Origin of the sequence: Mycobacterium barrassiae, assembly GCF_025822765.1 — a bacterium.
GTDB lineage: Bacteria > Actinomycetota > Actinomycetes > Mycobacteriales > Mycobacteriaceae > Mycobacterium > Mycobacterium barrassiae.
In genome coordinates this window covers 21,584-37,583 of sequence record NZ_JACKUK010000046.1, presented here as the reverse complement: position 1 = coordinate 37,583, position 16,000 = coordinate 21,584, and the positions used below count along the sequence as shown (strand labels likewise).

Genomic DNA, 16,000 nt, shown 5'->3' with positions numbered 1-16,000 from the left:
GCCAAACTAGGGTGCGACGCGGCCGGTGACCGGTGGGAGATCCTTGAGCGTGACGATGCCCGGTTCGGCCGCGACGACCGCGGGCACCGCGTTGGTCACCGGCATCGCGGTGTAGATCATGCCGAGGCCCATGAACCCGGGTTCGGTCCAGTCCTTTGGCGGCAGGCAGTGCAGCACCGTGCGCATATTGGGCAGCCCGAACACCTGGATGACGTGACCGTGTTCGAGCGGCTTGGGCGGGGTGACGTGGTTACCCATGATCCAGTTGAACCCGACGCTGACGACGTTCTTGTCGCCGACCCAGCCGCGGTGATAGCCCATGACCCCCGCGACGGTGCCCTCGGGAATCTCCATGAAGCCCAGGTCGGTATGACCCGTGGCCGCCGTGAACGTGACGTCGAACGTCATCCTGTCCAGCTTGGCGCCGATGGCGTCGGCCATCATCGCGGCGGACTCGGCGAACACCTCGCTCTCGCGGCGCACGCTTTCGGCCAGGCCGGGGGTGTCGGGGTCCTGCGAGAACCCCATCGCGGTCTGGGTGCCCGCCGATTCGTAGGTCGAGCAGTCCACCGACTCGGTGATGCGGATCTCGTCGACGCGTTCACACGCGCCGGACAGCACGATGCCCACCATGTTCGTCATGCCGGGGTGGGCGCCGTTGCCGAAGATCGTGGAATTGCCCTTCTCGCAGGCTTTCCGGACGCGGTCCAGATCCTCGGGTGTCTGCTTGCCGCCGGTGATCCAGGCGGCGCTGGTGCAGACGTTCACGCCGGCTTCGAGCAGCCGGACGAGTTCATCGATGCTGGGCCACAACGGGTTGTAGCAACAGGCGTCGGGCTTGGCGGCCAGCAGCGCGTCGATGTCGTTGGTCGCCGTGATGCCGGTGGGCTCGGGCCAGCCGGAGAGCTCGGCGGCATCGACTCCCACCTTGTCCGCGCCGTGGGCGTACACGCCGACCAGTTCCATGTCGTCGCGGCCGATGATCGCGTGCAGCGACCGTCGGCCGATGTTTCCGGTGGTCCACTGGATGACGCGAATAGGCCGATCGAGGGTCGTCATTCGACGCACGTTACATGTGGGTGCCGCCGTCGACCCGTACTTCCGTCCCAGTCACGAAGTAGGCGTCGGAAGAGGCGAGCATCGCCACCACCGCGGCGACGGCGTCCGGCTTGGCGAACATCCCGCCGTCGTCCACGGGCAGGACCGGCGTGATCTTGCCGAACAGCGAGAAGTCGGCATCGGTAGGCAGCCCGGGGCCGATGCTCTGCTTGGATTCGCCGGTGCCGTCGGTCATTCCGGAGGAGATCGAGCCGGGCTGCACCGAGTTGAACCGGATCCCTTCTTTGGCGAACTCCAGTGCGAGCGTGTGCGTCATCGCCTGAATGCCGCCCTTGGATGCCGCATAGGCGGACATGTAGGGATGGCCGAAGGCAGCGGATGTGGAGCTGAAGTTGACGACGGCGGGATGGGTCCCGTTGCGCAACGCGGGGAGGGCCTCCCGCGTCATCAGGAACGTGCCGACGAGATTGATCCGCAGCACGTGCTCGAAGTCGGCGAGTGTGGTCTCGAGGAAATGCACCGACCGCAAGATGCCCGCGGCGTTGACGAGCGCATCCAGGCCGCCGAGGGCCTCGACGGCGTCGGCCACACCCTGTTTGACGGAGTCCTCGCTGGCCACGTCGAGGACCACCGTCGTCAGGCGGTCGCGGTGCGATTCGGCCTTGGCGACGGTGTCCTTGAGTCCCGATTCGCTGATGTCCGCCGCGGCCACCCGGCCGCCTTCGGCCAGTATCCGCAGGACGGTCGCCTGGCCGATGCCCGAGCCGCCGCCGGTGATCAGGACTCGACGGTCCGCGTATCGCTGAAGGGATGTCATAGGCAGATCCTGCTGTGTCGAACCCTGATTGTCAGCCATCTCGCTGACCTCCTTTCGGATGAATGAAGACACCTTCTGCCGTGACGGTGACGCCGTCGGGACCGGCGATGTGGCCGACGGCGAACGTTTTCGCGCCCTCGATCCGATCGACATGCGCCGATGCGCGCAGTGGCCGTCCCAGCGGTGTGCCACGCAGATAGCGCAGCGTCAGAGTGCCCGTGACGGCGGGTTTGCCGGGCAGATGCGCGGTGGCGCCGAGGACGTGGTCGAGGATCAGCGCACAGACACCGCCGTGAACATGGCCAGGCGGCCCTTCATAGGCGGCGCCCAACGTGAACTCCGTGTGGACCGTGCCGTCGGGGTCGTGCCGAATCGTCAGCGGAGGAGCGACCGGGTTGCGCAACCCGATGAGCACGTTGCCCCAGGCGCGGGGAGCGCCGTCAGGTGCGGTCTGTACACCGAATGAGCCCGGCATGAGTGACACGCTCAGTTCGTCTATCGCCGCTTCGATTTTGGCCCTTACATTCGCCACCACGGTCGCGTCGGCTTCGGTCCGTATACCGACATCGATCAGCCTTCGGATCGATTCGGCTAGCGGTTCATAGACCGCCCTCGAGTCGGCGTCGTCGTCGGGAGCGGTCATGCGACTCCGCCGGAGGCACGCACAATTACGGGGTGCGGCGCCTCTTGAGAGTGCAGCGCAGTGGTCTGTGTGTAGGTGATCGCAAGACGCATTGCGGGCCGAATTGGCTGCCGACTGAGAGACATCAGTGCCATCGTCCTCCGATCTGATGTCGGGTACCGAAAAAAGGTCGCTACAAAAGGAAGGATGTGTGCAAACACATGTGGTGCGCAACGTCTTCTCCCGGCCAGTGGTGAGTGGGCTGTCGCGACTGACCAGGGTTGTTACGCTGTAACGATGGGCGGCAGCGAGCAGCCAGACAAGCCGAATCTGGCATCGACCAGTTGGGCGCTGCTCGGTTTGCTCTCCTATGAACACGAGCTTTCGGGTTATGACATCCGGAAGTGGATCGACTGGAGCATGAGGTTTTTCTACGGCAGTCCTGCGTACAGTCAGATCTACTCGGAACTCAAGAAACTCGAGCGACTCGGCTTGGCCACATCCCGGGTGGAGACAACCGGCGGGGCGCGCAGTCGGCGGTTGTACAAGATAACGCCGGAAGGCCTCGAGGCGGTGACCAAGTGGGCCAACGAATCTCCGGTTGACCCGCCTTCCCTCAAGCACGGTCCGCTGCTGCGGATGACATTCGGGCATCTCACCACGCCCTCCCGGCTGAAGGAAATCCTCCAGGAGTACGTGGATTACACGGACGAGATGGAGCGCAAGGCGGCCAAGGACGCGAAATGGGCAGGGGCAGACCCGTCATGGGCGTATGCGCGGGTCGCATTGCGGTGGGCTGAACGCTACTACACCAATGAGCGTGAGCTCGCGCTGCAGATGATCAAGGAACTCGACGAAGCCGAAGTTGCTTTTCCTCAAGCGGCCCGCGACGAGCGCGGCCGTATCGCGTGGCCCGCACCGGATTACTGGTACGAAATCGAACGCCAGGCGGATGCCGACGACGCGGACTGAGCGCCGCGGTCAGATTCGGGCCGCCGCGTCCTTGGCTGCGACATAGCCGAATACCAATCCCTGGGCGATCGTCGCTCCCGCCCCCGGATACGTCGCACCAAATGCGTTGGCTGCCGTGTTGCCGATCGCATACAGCCCGTCGATCGCCGTGCCGTCCTCGCGAAGCACCCGGGCGCGCTCGTCTGCGCGCAAACCGCCGCAGGTGCCCAGGTCGGAGAGCACCATCTTGACCGCGTAGAAGGGACCCTCGAGCAGCGGACGTAGGTTCGGGTTCGGTGTCACGGTGGGGTCGCCGTAGTACCGGTCATAGGCGCCGCGACCACGTCCGAAGTCGTGATCTTCACCGGCACAAGCATTCTCGTTGAATCGCGTCATGGTCTCGGTGAAGCTGGTGACAGGGACCCCCATCTTGGCGCCGAGTTCTGCCAGCGTGTCCGCTCGTACCGCAATGCCGGCGTCGTACCAGGCTTTCGGTATTGCCATGCGTGGAAACAGCTCTGCGGCAAAGACGTAACTGTTGCGGTACTGCTGATCGAACACGATCCACATGTCTTCGACCCGGTTGCCTTCTTTGTCGAGCTCCAGGAGTCGCTGGCCGAATGACATGTAGTCGGCCGATTCGTTGGCGAACCGCTTGCCGTGCTGGTCGACGATCAACGATCCCGGCAGTGAGCGTTCGGCCAGCATCACCGCCGGCGCCTTGTCCGGAAGAGGTGCCACGGCGGGGAACCACCACGCCTGGTCCATCAGATCCGTTGCCGCGCCGATGTCCTGGGCGATTCGGATGGCGTCGCCGGTGTTGGCTTCGGCACCGAGGCTGAGATTCGGGCCCAGCGTCTCGGACTGGAACTTCCACCGCATCTCCATGTTGTGGTCGAAGCCGCCGGCGGCCAGCACCACACCGCGGCGCGCGGTGACGGTGATTTCGCGTCCGCCCTGTTCGACGACCGCACCGGTGACGTGATCGGAGTCCCCGATCAGCTTGACCAACGTGGTATTCGTCCAGATCGGAACCCCGGCTTTCAGGACACCTGCGAACAGGCCCGCCGTCAACGCTTGACCGCCGGCGGCGTAGCGGCGGCCCGCCAGCAGGCCGCCCACCCCCTGGACAAGCCGTTTGGCGATCGTGGGAATGCCTTTACGCGGGACGCGGGCCACCAGGTTCATCCAGCGGTAGTCGGCACCGGTCGTCGGAAGGGGCATCGACGCTTCCATGACGCCCGGTCGCAGCCTGTCGCGGTACTCGCCGAGAATCGAGGTGTTCAGTGGACGGCATTCGCAGGTGCGGCCGGCCGCCGAGCCGCCCGGCGCCTCCGCGTGATAGTCGGAGTAGTCCCGTGCCCAGAACAGCTTCATCGGGGTTCGGCGCGCCAGCAAGGCGATGGTGGCGTCGACATTGGCGACGAAGGCGTCCGACCGCTGCTCCGGTGCGGTGCCTGCCACCACCGATCGAAGGTAGGTCCGTGCACGCTCGGCAGTGTCGTTGCCTCGGTCCCCGCGCAGGACCGAACTGGCGGGCAGCCACAGGGCCCCACCCGAACGGGCGGTGGACCCGCCGAAATACGACGACTTCTCGACGATCAGCACCGACAGCCCCAGTTCAGAGGTGGCCAGCGCGGCTGCCGCCCCCGTGCCTGAGCCGACTATGAGCAGGTCGACAGTGGTGTCACCGACCGGAAGGCCCGCGGGAATGGTCATGCTGTGGCTGGTCACGGGTGACACCGTAGGTGCAGACCCAGTACGGGGACGGATCGGTCTCCTGGTGAGCGGAACATTTACCGGTCGAACGGCGCGGGGAGCGGTTCAATCGGAGGTATGACATCGCAGCCCTCGGCCGACGAGATTCGGCTCATCGAGACACAAGGCGCGCCGACCCGGTTTGCCCGCGGCTGGCACTGTCTTGGCCTGATCAGAGACTTCGGCGACGGTAAGCCGCATGCCGTCACCGCTTTCGGGCAGAAGCTCGTTGTGTTCCGCAGCGGTGACGGCAAGATCAACGTGCTGGACGCCTATTGCCGCCACATGGGTGGCGACTTGTCACAGGGCACCGTGAAGGGCAACGAGATTGCGTGCCCCTTCCACGACTGGCGCTGGGGCGGCGACGGCCGGTGTAAGCAGGTGCCGTATGCCCGGCGGACTCCGCGGTTGGCGCGCACCGCGACATGGCACACGCTCGAACAGGACGGCATGCTGTTCGTCTGGAACGACCCGGAGGGCAATCCGCCGCCCGACGATGTGACCATTCCCCGCATCGAGGGTGCCACGAGTGACGAGTGGACGGACTGGCACTGGTACACCACCGTGGTCCACACCAACTGTCGCGAAATCATCGACAACGTCGTGGACATGGCGCATTTCTTCTACATCCATGGATCGCTGCCGACGCATTTCAAGAACATCTTCGAGGGTCACGTTGCCACGCAGTACATGAACAGTGCCGGGCGGCCAGACTTGAGTGAGCCCGGCGAGACGCAGATGTTGGGCACCACGTCGGTCGCCTCGTATTACGGCCCGTCATTCATGATCGACGACCTGACCTACCACTACACCGACGTCGATCACCACACCGTCCTGATCAACTGCCACTATCCGATCGATACGAATTCCTTTGTGCTGCAGTACGGAATCATCGTGAAGAAGTCAGAATCGCTGCCCGACGATTTGGCGATGCAGACCGCGATCGGCCTCGGCGACTTCGTGAAGATGGGCTTCGAGCAGGATGTTGCGATCTGGCGCAACAAGACTCGCATCGACAACCCGCTGCTGGTCGAGGAGGACGGGCCGGTCTATCAGCTGCGTCGGTGGTACGAGCAGTTCTACGTCGACGTGGCCGACATCGAACCGGATATGGTGGCGCGCTTCGAGTTCGAACTCGACACCACCAAACCGTACGAAGCGTGGATGAAGGAGGTCGAGGCCAACATCGAGGCGCGGACCGCGGGTGCTGCTGCGGGGCAACCCGGATGACCTCGCGGGTCCGCGAGGACAACCGCCTCGCGGACGCTCCGATGGTGCCCGTCGCGTGCCGCAACTGCGGCGCTAGCGTATGGGCGCGCAAGAGCAGTTGGAATCAGACCAGTGTGCAGTGGGATGCCGAAGCGATGGATCGCTGCGCCGAGCGCCGGCAGGCCAACAAGCTGTCGGTGCACGCGGGACGGAACGTGTTTCTGGCCTGCTCGGCGCTGACCGCCTCGATCACCGATGCGGTTCGCAACGGCGAATTGCCTGTGGTGGATGAATCGGAGCGGGTGACGACGTAGCTTCAACCCTGTGACAGGAACTGGGCCGCCGGTAGCGGTCGTGACAGGGGCAAGTCGAGGCGCGGGGCGCGGCATCGGCGCCGCGCTCGTCGCCGACGGCTGGCGGGTGTACCTCACCGGCAGAACGGTGACCGACCCGGGTGACGGTGGGATCGCCGTATCCGTCGACCACCGCGACGACGACGCGGTGGCCGCACTGTTCAAGCGAGTCAACGACGAACAGGGCCGATTGGACCTGCTGGTGAACAACGCCGCGGCCGTTCACGACGAGTTGGTCAGCCCGAAGCCGTTCTGGGACAAGCCGCTCGAGCTGGCCGACATTCTGGACGTGGGTCTGCGGTCGGCGTATGTGGCGTCCTGGTATGCAGCGCCGTTGATGGTGCGCGGGGGACGCGGCGGCCTGATCGCGTTCACGTCGTCGCCGGGATCGGTGTGCTACATGCACGGCCCGGCCTACGGGGCGCAGAAGGCGGGCGTGGACAAGATGGCCGCCGATATGGCGGTCGACTTCTGCGGCACCGGGGTGGCGACGGTGTCGATCTGGATGGGCATCCTGCTCACCGAACGTTTCCGCAGTGCCTTCGACGGTCATCCCGATGCGCTGGCCGAGACCGCCAAGCACGCCGAAACCCCTGAGTTCACCGGTCATGTGATCAACGCGCTCTACCGCGATCCCGACATCGTGCAGCTGTCCGGTCACACCGTGATCGGGGCCGAGATCGCGCAGCGGTACGGCATCACCGACGTCGAGGGCAGGCAACCGCCGTCGCACCGCGACATGATGGGCGCACCGCGGGAGCCGAGCTCGGTGATAGTGCGCTAGACGGCCGATCAGCCCGGCCCGAGGACGTTGAAGTCCCCCAGGGTGATCTGAACGTCGAAGTGACGGTGCAGGATTCGCCATCCTTCCGCGGTTCGAATGTGGCGGTCCCGGTAGACGCCGATGGCCTCGTACGGGGTCAGCTTCGCGCGTTCGCCCGCACCGACGTGCAGCACGCGGGCCTTCGTCGCCGATTCCGCGTGATCACCGTCGATCGCAATCTGGTAGTTGCCCAATAGGTGCTGCGACGGTCCACAGCCACCCAGGAAACTACGGATGGTGTCGATGACGGCGCCTTGTCCGGTTACTTCACCGCCGTAGTCTGCCGTGGCTTGCGGATGAAACACGTCCGTCAAGCCCTGCCAGTCCCGAGCGTCGAGGGACGTCGCGTAGGTGTTGAGGACGTCGATGATCGCCTGACGGTCGGCACAGTCACAGCCCATCGCGCACACTCCTAGGGTCGGCGGCATTCACTGCCGCAGTCGCTAGGCCAATTGGAACGCGCTGATCGGCGCCTCTTCCGGGTAGGTCGTCGGACCGCCCAGGTCGTAGGCCGCGTTGAGCGCCGCAATGAAAGCCGCGTCATGCAGTGGCTCGCTGGGCACGTCGAGCTTGATGCCCTTGGAGGTGAGGTCATCGACCATCATGTCGATGGCCTTCTCGATCGTCAGGTCGTCGGAGCCCTCCATGTTCTTCTTCAGCTCGTCGAAGTCGGTGAAGACCTCGGCCGACCAGTGCACGAGGAAGCGCAGTTCATCGGTGTGGTGCCGGGCGATCACGTCGTCACCGTTGCGCAGCAGCCAGTGGTCGCGGTCGGCCGGGTCGCCGGAGAAGACCGTGTCGAATGAGAGGCCGGCCGGAACCTGTTGCTCCAGTGGGCCGTTCGCCTCGCCGCGGTGCACCATCATTTCGTTCTGAACCACCACGCCGCGGTTGTTGATCGGGGGCAGTACCCGCCGCGGCGCTTTGAGCGGTCCGTCGGGCCAGTAGGTGAAGCCGCTGCCCTCGTCGAGCGAAAACCACGTGATGACCTGAGCCATCTTGATCAGGTAGTCGGAGAACAGCCCCGACTTGCCCATCACGCTGCACAGCCACGTCGGCGCGTTCTCGTGACGGATACCGCGGAAGCTCGGTGAATCGAGGTGGCCCGGGTCGCGGTTGGCGCACGGCCCATTGATGTTGAACAGCATGAGTTCGGGTTTCGCGTACTCCGCGTTCCAGTAACTCTTCGCCATCTCGAGGAACTGCGCGTTATAGAAGCAGTCGTGCAGTTCGGGGTACAGGACGGTGCCGTAGTTGGCGAGATAACCGCGGAACGTCGGGGTGAGGAACAGGTCAAGGGAGGGCTCGAAACCCTCCGGGAACATACCGCTCATGGTCGCCATGAGCTCCTCCGCCGAGGCGAAATGCTGGGCGATGATCAGTTTCCACGGTCCGTTGTCGCGGACCACGCCGAGCAGGCGCTCGCGCTGGTCGGCGGTGTACACCTGGTCGATCTCGCGCGGCGGGGCCACGGGACGCAGGATGTCGGAAAGTGCCATCCGGCGCTCATCGGTGAGCATCTGTGTCTCCTTCTGCGGTGCTTGGTTGCTTTTGATTGTGCGTAGCGTCACCACCTTGCGGTGGTGAGTTGTCCGGTGATCGGGATGGCAATCGCCGGGCTAGTGGGGCAGGGGGTTGGCGAACTTGGCCCTCAGTAGCGCCCCGGTCTCGGCGAGTGCCAACCTGCCGCGGGCCGTGGCGTCCGAACGCATCAGGAAGCCGTGGTACATACCCGGATATCGGGTCACCGTGACCTGCACGCGGGCGTCCCGCAATCGGGCGGCATAGCGTTCGCCCCAGTCTCGGATCGGGTCGCATTCGGCGGTCAACACCACCGCCGGCGGCAATCCGGCCAGATCGGTGGCCAGCGCCGGGACACGGTACTGGTCGTGCGGGGCAGTCGCGCCGCCATCGGCGAGGTCGTGCATGTAGTCGATATCGTCGCGGGTCAGCAGCGGAGCATCGGCGAGTGCGCTGATCGACTCCACCGTCATATCGCGGTCGAGTCCCGGATACAACAGCACCTGCGCGCAGATGTCAGGACCATCCCCGTCCCGGGCGGCCAGACACACCGCGGCGGCGAGCGATCCGCCCGCGCTGTCGCCGACGACGGCCAGCCGACCGGCGTCGACATCGAGCGCTGCGGCATTGTCGGCCACCCACTGCGTCGCCGCATAGGCGTCCTCGAACTGGGCCGGCGGCGGCGACTCGGGCGCCAGCCGGTAGTCGACGGCGACGACGACAGCGCTGGCCGCTGCCGCGAGCTCGCGGGCGAGTGGTTCGAAGGAGTGGTTGGACCCCATGACCATCCCGCCGCCATGGAAGTACACGATCACCGGTGCGTTGGAATCCCTTGTCGGACGGTGTATCCGCAGCGGGATCGGAGTCACCGGCCCCGGTATGGACATCTCGACGGTGGCGGCCATCGCGGGCATGTCCTCAGGCAGGGGAGCCGATTCGATTGCCTGCCGGACCGCGGCCAGTCCGCGCTCGCGCATCGAAGGTACCGGCCCGAATGAGGCGATCCGCGCCGCGGCATCGGGGTCGAGTGCGGGTATCACTGTGCCGCCGGGTCGAATCGGCGCTTCGTGCGCAATATCGGAGGGCGTTGTTCGGCAAGCACATTCGCGCGTTCCGTCATCGCCGACCCGACGTAGTCGGGCTGCGTGAGCAGGTAGAACCGGCGTGCTGAGTCCTCGACGGCCTGATCGAACACCACTTCGGCGGCGGCTAGCGGATCCATGGCGTCGGCTTTGATCTCAAGCATTGCCGCACGCTGCGATTCCGCGGCGGTGACGTCGCCGGCCGAATCCGGGTCGACGCCACCCGCCGATTCGAAGATGTTGGACTTGACCGCTCCAGGCAGCACGGCCTGGACATGGATGTGATGATCGTGCCCGGCAGCAGCCACCTCTAGATGCAGGCACTCGGTCAGTGCCAACACCGCGTGCTTGCTCATGATGTAGGGCGCCTGCAGCGGCACCACCGCGACGCCGCCGATCGACGAAAGGTTCCACACCCAGGCCTTCTCGTCGGATGCCATCATCTTCGGCAAGAACGCCCGGATGCCGTTGAACACCCCGCTGATGTTGACGTCGACGACGCGCTGCCAATTGGCGACCGGCGTGTCCCACAGGTAGCCGAACTGTTCGACGCCTGCGTTGTTGACAAGCAGTCGCACCGGACCGACATCGCGGTAGGTGCGCTCGGCGAGGTCGACCACCGCATCGGCGTCGCGCACGTCGCAGACGACGCCAACGGCCGAGTCTGCCGAACCGGCTCGTGCGTTCAGTTCCTCACGCAGCGCGGCGATTGCATCGGCATCGACATCGGCGAGCACCACGGTCATCCCGAGCGCGTTGGCGTGGCGGGCCAGCCCCGCACCGATACCGGCGCCCGCCCCTGTGATGACGGCGACGCCGCCAGAGAATGCGTCGCGAGCGTCCACCTGTTACGAGCCGGCAGCGCTGTCGGCGGTCAGTTCGGACAGGTTCACCGAATTGGTGGTGTCGAGGATGACCTCCATCTCGGTGAACTCCAGGCCCTTGGCGCCGCGGCGAACGGCCACGTTGGCCACCCCACTGGACACCGCGAACGGCACGTAGTTCGCGATCTGGTTGACGAAGATGTAGAAGCGTGCCCGCACGGTGTCGCCGTCGGTGCCGGTCCGGTGGATATTGGTGCCGTGGTGGCGCAGCGGATACGGGCTGTCCTGGCGGTGCTGCCACATCCATTCCATCACCGATTCGCGGCCGGTGAGCTCGGGCGACATCAGTTCCTCGAACGGGCTGGCGCCCGAATCGCTGCGGCTGATGTAGCGCACGTCCTCGGCGAAGGCGGCGGCCAGCTCGTCGCGGTGGGCTTCGTCGTAGTGGTACCAGAAGCCGGCGATGAACTCGGAAAGTTCGGACAGCGTGATGTCGTTGCTCATGCCTGCGAGTCAACCGCGGGGTGACGAGTCTGACAGCGCACGTGCCCGGTCAGTGGAACGCCGGTTATCCGGTGATCAGGTGCCACAACCTGGCGCTGCCCGCCCGCACCGCCATCTCGGTCACCGCGTCGTCCCAGTGCCGCACCGACCCGAACTCGGACCGCCACGTCAGGGCTGAGCGGGTGAACTCGTGCAGCCGGTGCTCCAGGGTGGTGCCGATCGCGCCGTGGACCTGATGGGCGTTGCGTACCACGACTGACGCCGCGTGACCCGTGCACGAGCGTGCGACCGCGACCAGGAAGTCGAGTTCGGCGGCGGTCCAGTCGCTGGCGATGGCCGCGCTCAGTGCCGCCTCGGTCGCGGCGCGTGCCAAGGCCGCTTCGCTCGCGATGTCCGCGATCAGGTTCTGAATCGCTTGAAATTTCGACAGTGGTCGACCGAACTGGTGGCGCGACGTCACATGCTCGATCGACGACTGCAGGATCGCGTCCAGCGCGGCGCACACCTGGATCGAGCGCACCAGAGCCGACTTGAGCCACAGCCGAGCGAGCAGATGCTCGCCGATGGGGGTGCCGGACAGCGTGTCGATATCGGCCACGACGGTGTCGCGTGGTTCGCCGATCGCGTTGGCGCCCGGGTTGATGGTTAGCGCCGCAGGATCTGCGTCGGCCACCAGATGCTGTGTTCCGCTGCGCCACACGACGACGATCCGGTCAGCTCCGACCGCCCACGGGACGTCGCGGGCTGTCGCGGCGTCGTCGAGCACGCACACGGTGCGCGGGGCAGCGTCGACGGGCAAACCAGCCGACCGCAACAACCAGCATGCCAGCAAGTCGTGTTCGGCCAACGGAATTCGCACACCATTGCGGACCGCAGCGGCCAGCAGCTCGGCGGACTCCGCCCAGCCGGCACCGCTGCCACCTTCGGTCTCGGGTGCGGTGAGACGAACCAGACCGAGCTCGTCGAGCGCCTGCCACAGGTCGGCGTCGCGGGTTACGGCAGCCGAACGCGAATGCGCCCGGCGGTGGTCGGCGAACACCGCCTCCATCATCGCGGTCAGATCCGGGTCCACCTCAGTGGAAAGCTTGCTCATACTCGTCGTCATCGCAGCCCCAATCCGCGCGCGATCACACCGCGCAGTACTTCGTTGGTCCCGCCGCGCAGCGTGAAACCAGGTCGCTGGTCGACGGCGCGTGCCACCAGGGGCGTCGATTCCGGATCGGCGATCAGGTCGGCGAAGTCGGCGATATCGCCTTCGGTGGTGGTGCCGAGCACCTTGACCACCGCGGCGGGCACGTCGGCCGGTTCGTGGCGTTCCAGCGCGCCCGCGACCGCGGTGGACATCTGATGCAGTCCTGCGATGCGGGCGACCAGCCGGCCCAGATCGACGTCTCGTGAGATGCGTTGTGCCGCGACGGCATCGGCTGTCCGGCCGAGGAGAGCGAACGTCGACAGGAACCGTTCGGGCCCGCTGCGCTCGAAACTCAACTCCGAGGTCACCTGCCGCCAGCCGTCGCCGATCTCACCGAACACCATGTCGTCCGGAACGAAGCACTCGTCGAGGATCACCTCGTTGAAATGGTGGGCGCCGTTCATCGACACGATCGGACGGATATCCACTCCGGCGCCGCGTAAGTCGACGATGAACTGACTTAGTCCGGCGTGCCTGTTCGCCGAATCCACCGGCGCCGTGCGGGCCAGCACGATGAAGGCGTGCGCGAGGTGGGCTCCCGAGGTCCAGACCTTGGTGCCGGTCAGCGACCAACCGCCGTCGACGCGGATCGCTCTGGTACGCACGCTGGCCAGATCCGAACCCGAATCCGGTTCGCTCATCCCGATACCGAAAAAGCACTTGCCGGCGACGATCTGGGGCAGAAAGCGCGTCTTCTGCGCTTCGGTCCCGTATTTGAGCAGCGAGGGCACGATCTGCCGGTCGGCGATCCAATGTGCGGCGACCGGAGCACCTGCGGCCAACAGCTCCTCGGTGACGGCGAACCGTTCGAGGAACGAACGCCCGTGTCCGCCGTACTCGACTGGCACCGTCATTCCCAACCAGCCGCGTGCCGCCAACGCTGCGGTGAAGTCCTCGTCCCAGCCCGACAGCCAGGCGTCGACAGAGGGGGTGTAGTTACCGTTCTCGAGCTGTTCGGCGAGGAATGCGCGGACCTCGGCCCGCAACACCGACGTTGCAGTGGGATCGACGCTAGCGGGGGGCACCAATCGGGGCAGCGACATCAGCTCTTCCCCTCGCTTCGCCACCGCGCGATGCGCCGCTCATGTTCTGCATCGTGATGCGCCAGCGGCTGCATCGCGGCAGCCATGGCCAGCGTCGACTCGAGTAGGCCGGTTCGCGACTCCTGAAGCAGACGCTTGGCCATCCGTAAGGAGTGCGACGGGTTCTTGACGATCCGTTCGGCGAGGGCGTGTGCTGCGGGAAGTAGCTCGTCGTGGGGCACGACCCGGCTGACCAGGCCCCACTCCAGCGCCGTAGCGGCGTCGACCCGGTCGCCGGTGAATGTCATCTCTGCGGCTCGCTCGAATCCGATGGCGCGCTGCAGAAACCATGAGCCGCCGTCGCCGGGGATCAGACCCAGTGTCACGAAGCTTTCGGCGAACGAGGCCCGTTCGGACGCGATCCGGATGTCGCACATCATCGCCAGATCGCAGCCCGCACCGATGGCTGCACCGTTGACCGCCGCGATCAGCGGGATCTCGAAGCGCGCCAACGCTCGTGGGATCCGCTGGATACCGTCGACGTAGGCATAGCGCTGCTCAATGGCCTCGAGACCGAACATGCCTTCGCGGTCGGCCATCTCCTTGACGTTGCCGCCTGCGGAGAAGATCTTCCCCGCCCCGGTCAGTACGACAGCGCGAATACCGTTGTCCCCGTTCGCCGCATCGACCGCCTCCTCGAAGGCCGCGATGAATGCCTTGTCGGTGATGGCGTTACCCATTTCGGGCAGGTTGATGGTCCAGACCTGCACCGCGCCGGATGTCTCGATGGTCAGCGGGGCGTTCATGCGGGCAGCTGCAGGGACTTGGTTTGCAGGTACTCCTCGAAACCGAACCGACCGAGCTCACGCCCGATGCCCGACTTCTTGTATCCGCCGAAGGGTGCCGCCGGGTTGTAAGCGCCACCGTTGATGTCGAGTTGCCCGGTCTGCACCTGGCGGGCGAATGCGATCGCGGTGTCGTCGTCGGCCGCCCAGACTGCACCGGACAGGCCGTAGGGTGTGCCGTTGGCGATGCGCAGGGCGTCGGCTTCGTCGTCGAACGGAATGACGGCCAACACGGGTCCGAATACCTCTTCCTGGCCCAACTCGGAATCCGGATCGACGTCGGCGAAGACTGTCGGCGCGACGTAGTACCCGACCTCGCTCACCTTGTCGGTGCCGCCGGTGAGCAGCCGTGCTCCGTCGCGCTGGGCTCGTTCGATGAACCCGAGCACTGTCTCGTATTGCGACTGCGATGCCGACGGTCCGAGTCGGGTGGCGGGATCCCACGGATCGCCGACGGTGTAACGCGCCGCCGCGGCTTCGGCGAGCTCGAGTGCCTCACCGTATCGGGCCCGCGGTACCAGCATTCTGGTCCACGCCATGCAGGTCTGGCCGCCGTTGAGGAAGCAGTTGCCGACGCCCACCTTGACCGCAGTCGCAAGGTCGGCGCCGTCGAGGATGACGTTGGCGGACTTGCCACCCAGTTCCAGCGCCACCTTCTTGACGGTCCGTCCGGCGAGCTCCCCGACGCGGCTGCCAACCCCGGTGGAGCCGGTGAACGAGACGAAGTCGACATCTGGATGTGCTGCCATCCGCTCGCCGATCACCCGGCCGGGTCCCGACACCAGATTCACCACACCGTCGGGCAACCCGGCATCTTCGATCGCATCGACGAATTCGAACACCGACAGCGGCGCCTCGTTGCTCGGTTTGAGCACCACGGTGCACCCGGCCGCGATGGCCGGCAGCACCTTGGCCACCACTTGATAGAGGGGATAGTTCCACGGCGTTATTGCAGCGACGACGCCGTATGGCTCACGGATGACCAGCGAATTGCCAATACGCTCTTCGAATTCGAACGCGTCCAGGGCGGCAGCGAACCCGTGGGCCACGGCCAGCGGGACCTGGGTCTGCACGCTCTGCGCGATGCGCACCGGTGCCCCCATCTCGGCGGTGATCGTCTCCGCGATCTGCGGCAGGCGCTCCTTGAGCGCGGCGATCACGGCACCCAGCCGATCCCGGCGTTCGGCGACACCGATCGTCGGGTCGAAGGCGCGTCTGGCGGCGGCCACGGCGGCGTCGACATCGGCCTCGGTGCCCTCGGGCACGCTGCCGATCACCTTCTCGGTCGCGGGATCGATGACCTCGATCCGTCCCGATCCGACCGGGCTCACCCACTTTCCTTCAATGAAGAGTTCGGTTCGGGTGTAGTTGTGCATGTGGGGTTTCTTCCGTGTCGGTTTGTCAGGGTGTCTCGGTTT

General features: G+C 65.7%; 17 protein-coding genes. 4 read left to right on the top strand and 13 right to left on the bottom strand.

Annotation, left to right across the window (positions count from 1 at the left end):
* Positions 1 to 6: 6 nt before the first annotated feature.
* The 3 genes from H7J93_RS28940 to H7J93_RS28930 are packed head-to-tail and all read right to left on the bottom strand — an operon-like array spanning position 7 to position 2,519.
* Complete coding sequence (locus H7J93_RS28940; protein ID WP_267309710.1) at positions 7 to 1,059, bottom strand: NAD(P)H-dependent amine dehydrogenase family protein; 1,053 nt, start codon at positions 1,057 to 1,059, stop codon at positions 7 to 9.
* Between the two features lie 10 nt (positions 1,060 to 1,069).
* Positions 1,070 to 1,876 carry an SDR family NAD(P)-dependent oxidoreductase gene (locus H7J93_RS28935; RefSeq protein WP_267309709.1) on the bottom strand — a complete coding sequence of 269 codons (807 nt, stop codon included), beginning with the start codon at positions 1,874 to 1,876 and terminating at the stop codon, positions 1,070 to 1,072.
* 31 nt (positions 1,877 to 1,907) lie between these two features.
* On the bottom strand, positions 1,908 to 2,519 hold the full coding sequence (locus tag H7J93_RS28930; protein ID WP_267309708.1) for a PaaI family thioesterase: 612 nt from the start codon (positions 2,517 to 2,519) through the stop codon (positions 1,908 to 1,910).
* Between the two features lie 276 nt (positions 2,520 to 2,795).
* On the opposite strand from H7J93_RS28930, the gene H7J93_RS28925 reads away from it, so the two are divergent.
* A complete protein-coding gene (locus H7J93_RS28925) occupies positions 2,796 to 3,470 on the top strand; it encodes a PadR family transcriptional regulator (RefSeq protein WP_267309707.1) in 675 nt (224 codons plus the stop codon).
* A gap of 9 nt (positions 3,471 to 3,479) precedes the next feature.
* On the opposite strand, the gene H7J93_RS28920 is transcribed toward H7J93_RS28925, so the two are convergent.
* Positions 3,480 to 5,183 carry a 3-ketosteroid-delta-1-dehydrogenase gene (locus tag H7J93_RS28920; RefSeq protein ID WP_267309706.1) on the bottom strand — a complete coding sequence of 568 codons (1,704 nt, stop codon included), beginning with the start codon at positions 5,181 to 5,183 and terminating at the stop codon, positions 3,480 to 3,482.
* A 102-nt stretch (positions 5,184 to 5,285) separates the two neighbouring features.
* Between H7J93_RS28920 and H7J93_RS28915 the strand changes: the two genes are divergently transcribed.
* The 3 genes from H7J93_RS28915 to H7J93_RS28905 are packed head-to-tail and all read left to right on the top strand — an operon-like array spanning position 5,286 to position 7,553.
* Complete coding sequence (locus H7J93_RS28915) at positions 5,286 to 6,437, top strand: 3-ketosteroid-9-alpha-monooxygenase, oxygenase component (RefSeq protein WP_267309705.1); 1,152 nt, start codon at positions 5,286 to 5,288, stop codon at positions 6,435 to 6,437.
* Entirely contained in the window at positions 6,434 to 6,730 is a 297-nt protein-coding gene (locus H7J93_RS28910; RefSeq protein ID WP_267309704.1) for a ferredoxin, read from the top strand. The genes H7J93_RS28915 and H7J93_RS28910 overlap by 4 nt, the downstream gene beginning before the upstream one ends.
* Before the next feature lie 10 nt (positions 6,731 to 6,740).
* Positions 6,741 to 7,553 carry an SDR family NAD(P)-dependent oxidoreductase gene (locus H7J93_RS28905; RefSeq protein WP_267309703.1) on the top strand — a complete coding sequence of 271 codons (813 nt, stop codon included), beginning with the start codon at positions 6,741 to 6,743 and terminating at the stop codon, positions 7,551 to 7,553.
* Positions 7,554 to 7,561: 8 nt separating this feature from the next.
* Here the strand turns inward: H7J93_RS28905 and H7J93_RS28900 are convergent, their stop codons facing one another.
* The 9 genes from H7J93_RS28900 to H7J93_RS28860 all read right to left on the bottom strand — a co-directional run bounded on the left by H7J93_RS28900 (position 7,562) and on the right by H7J93_RS28860 (position 15,958).
* Positions 7,562 to 7,993: a nuclear transport factor 2 family protein gene (locus H7J93_RS28900; RefSeq protein WP_267309702.1), complete on the bottom strand. Its 432-nt coding sequence runs from the start codon at positions 7,991 to 7,993 to the stop codon at positions 7,562 to 7,564.
* 42 nt (positions 7,994 to 8,035) lie between these two features.
* On the bottom strand, positions 8,036 to 9,112 hold the full coding sequence (locus H7J93_RS28895; RefSeq protein WP_267309701.1) for a hypothetical protein: 1,077 nt from the start codon (positions 9,110 to 9,112) through the stop codon (positions 8,036 to 8,038).
* Between the two features lie 99 nt (positions 9,113 to 9,211).
* On the bottom strand, positions 9,212 to 10,090 hold the full coding sequence (locus H7J93_RS28890) for an alpha/beta hydrolase (RefSeq protein WP_267309700.1): 879 nt from the start codon (positions 10,088 to 10,090) through the stop codon (positions 9,212 to 9,214).
* A gap of 59 nt (positions 10,091 to 10,149) precedes the next feature.
* On the bottom strand, positions 10,150 to 11,040 hold the full coding sequence (locus H7J93_RS28885) for an SDR family oxidoreductase (protein ID WP_267309699.1): 891 nt from the start codon (positions 11,038 to 11,040) through the stop codon (positions 10,150 to 10,152).
* Positions 11,041 to 11,043: 3 nt separating this feature from the next.
* Positions 11,044 to 11,523: a nuclear transport factor 2 family protein gene (locus tag H7J93_RS28880; RefSeq protein WP_267309698.1), complete on the bottom strand. Its 480-nt coding sequence runs from the start codon at positions 11,521 to 11,523 to the stop codon at positions 11,044 to 11,046.
* Positions 11,524 to 11,587: 64 nt separating this feature from the next.
* Complete coding sequence (locus tag H7J93_RS28875; protein ID WP_267309697.1) at positions 11,588 to 12,616, bottom strand: acyl-CoA dehydrogenase family protein; 1,029 nt, start codon at positions 12,614 to 12,616, stop codon at positions 11,588 to 11,590.
* A gap of 8 nt (positions 12,617 to 12,624) precedes the next feature.
* Positions 12,625 to 13,758 (bottom strand): acyl-CoA dehydrogenase family protein, encoded by a 1,134-nt coding sequence (locus H7J93_RS28870; RefSeq protein ID WP_267309696.1) that lies wholly within the window; start codon positions 13,756 to 13,758, stop codon positions 12,625 to 12,627.
* Positions 13,758 to 14,543, bottom strand: a complete 786-nt coding sequence (locus H7J93_RS28865) for a crotonase/enoyl-CoA hydratase family protein (RefSeq protein WP_267309695.1) — start codon at positions 14,541 to 14,543, stop codon at positions 13,758 to 13,760. The genes H7J93_RS28870 and H7J93_RS28865 overlap by 1 nt, the downstream gene beginning before the upstream one ends.
* Positions 14,540 to 15,958 carry an aldehyde dehydrogenase family protein gene (locus tag H7J93_RS28860; protein ID WP_267309694.1) on the bottom strand — a complete coding sequence of 473 codons (1,419 nt, stop codon included), beginning with the start codon at positions 15,956 to 15,958 and terminating at the stop codon, positions 14,540 to 14,542. The genes H7J93_RS28865 and H7J93_RS28860 overlap by 4 nt, the downstream gene beginning before the upstream one ends.
* Between the last annotated feature and the right edge of the window lie 42 nt (positions 15,959 to 16,000).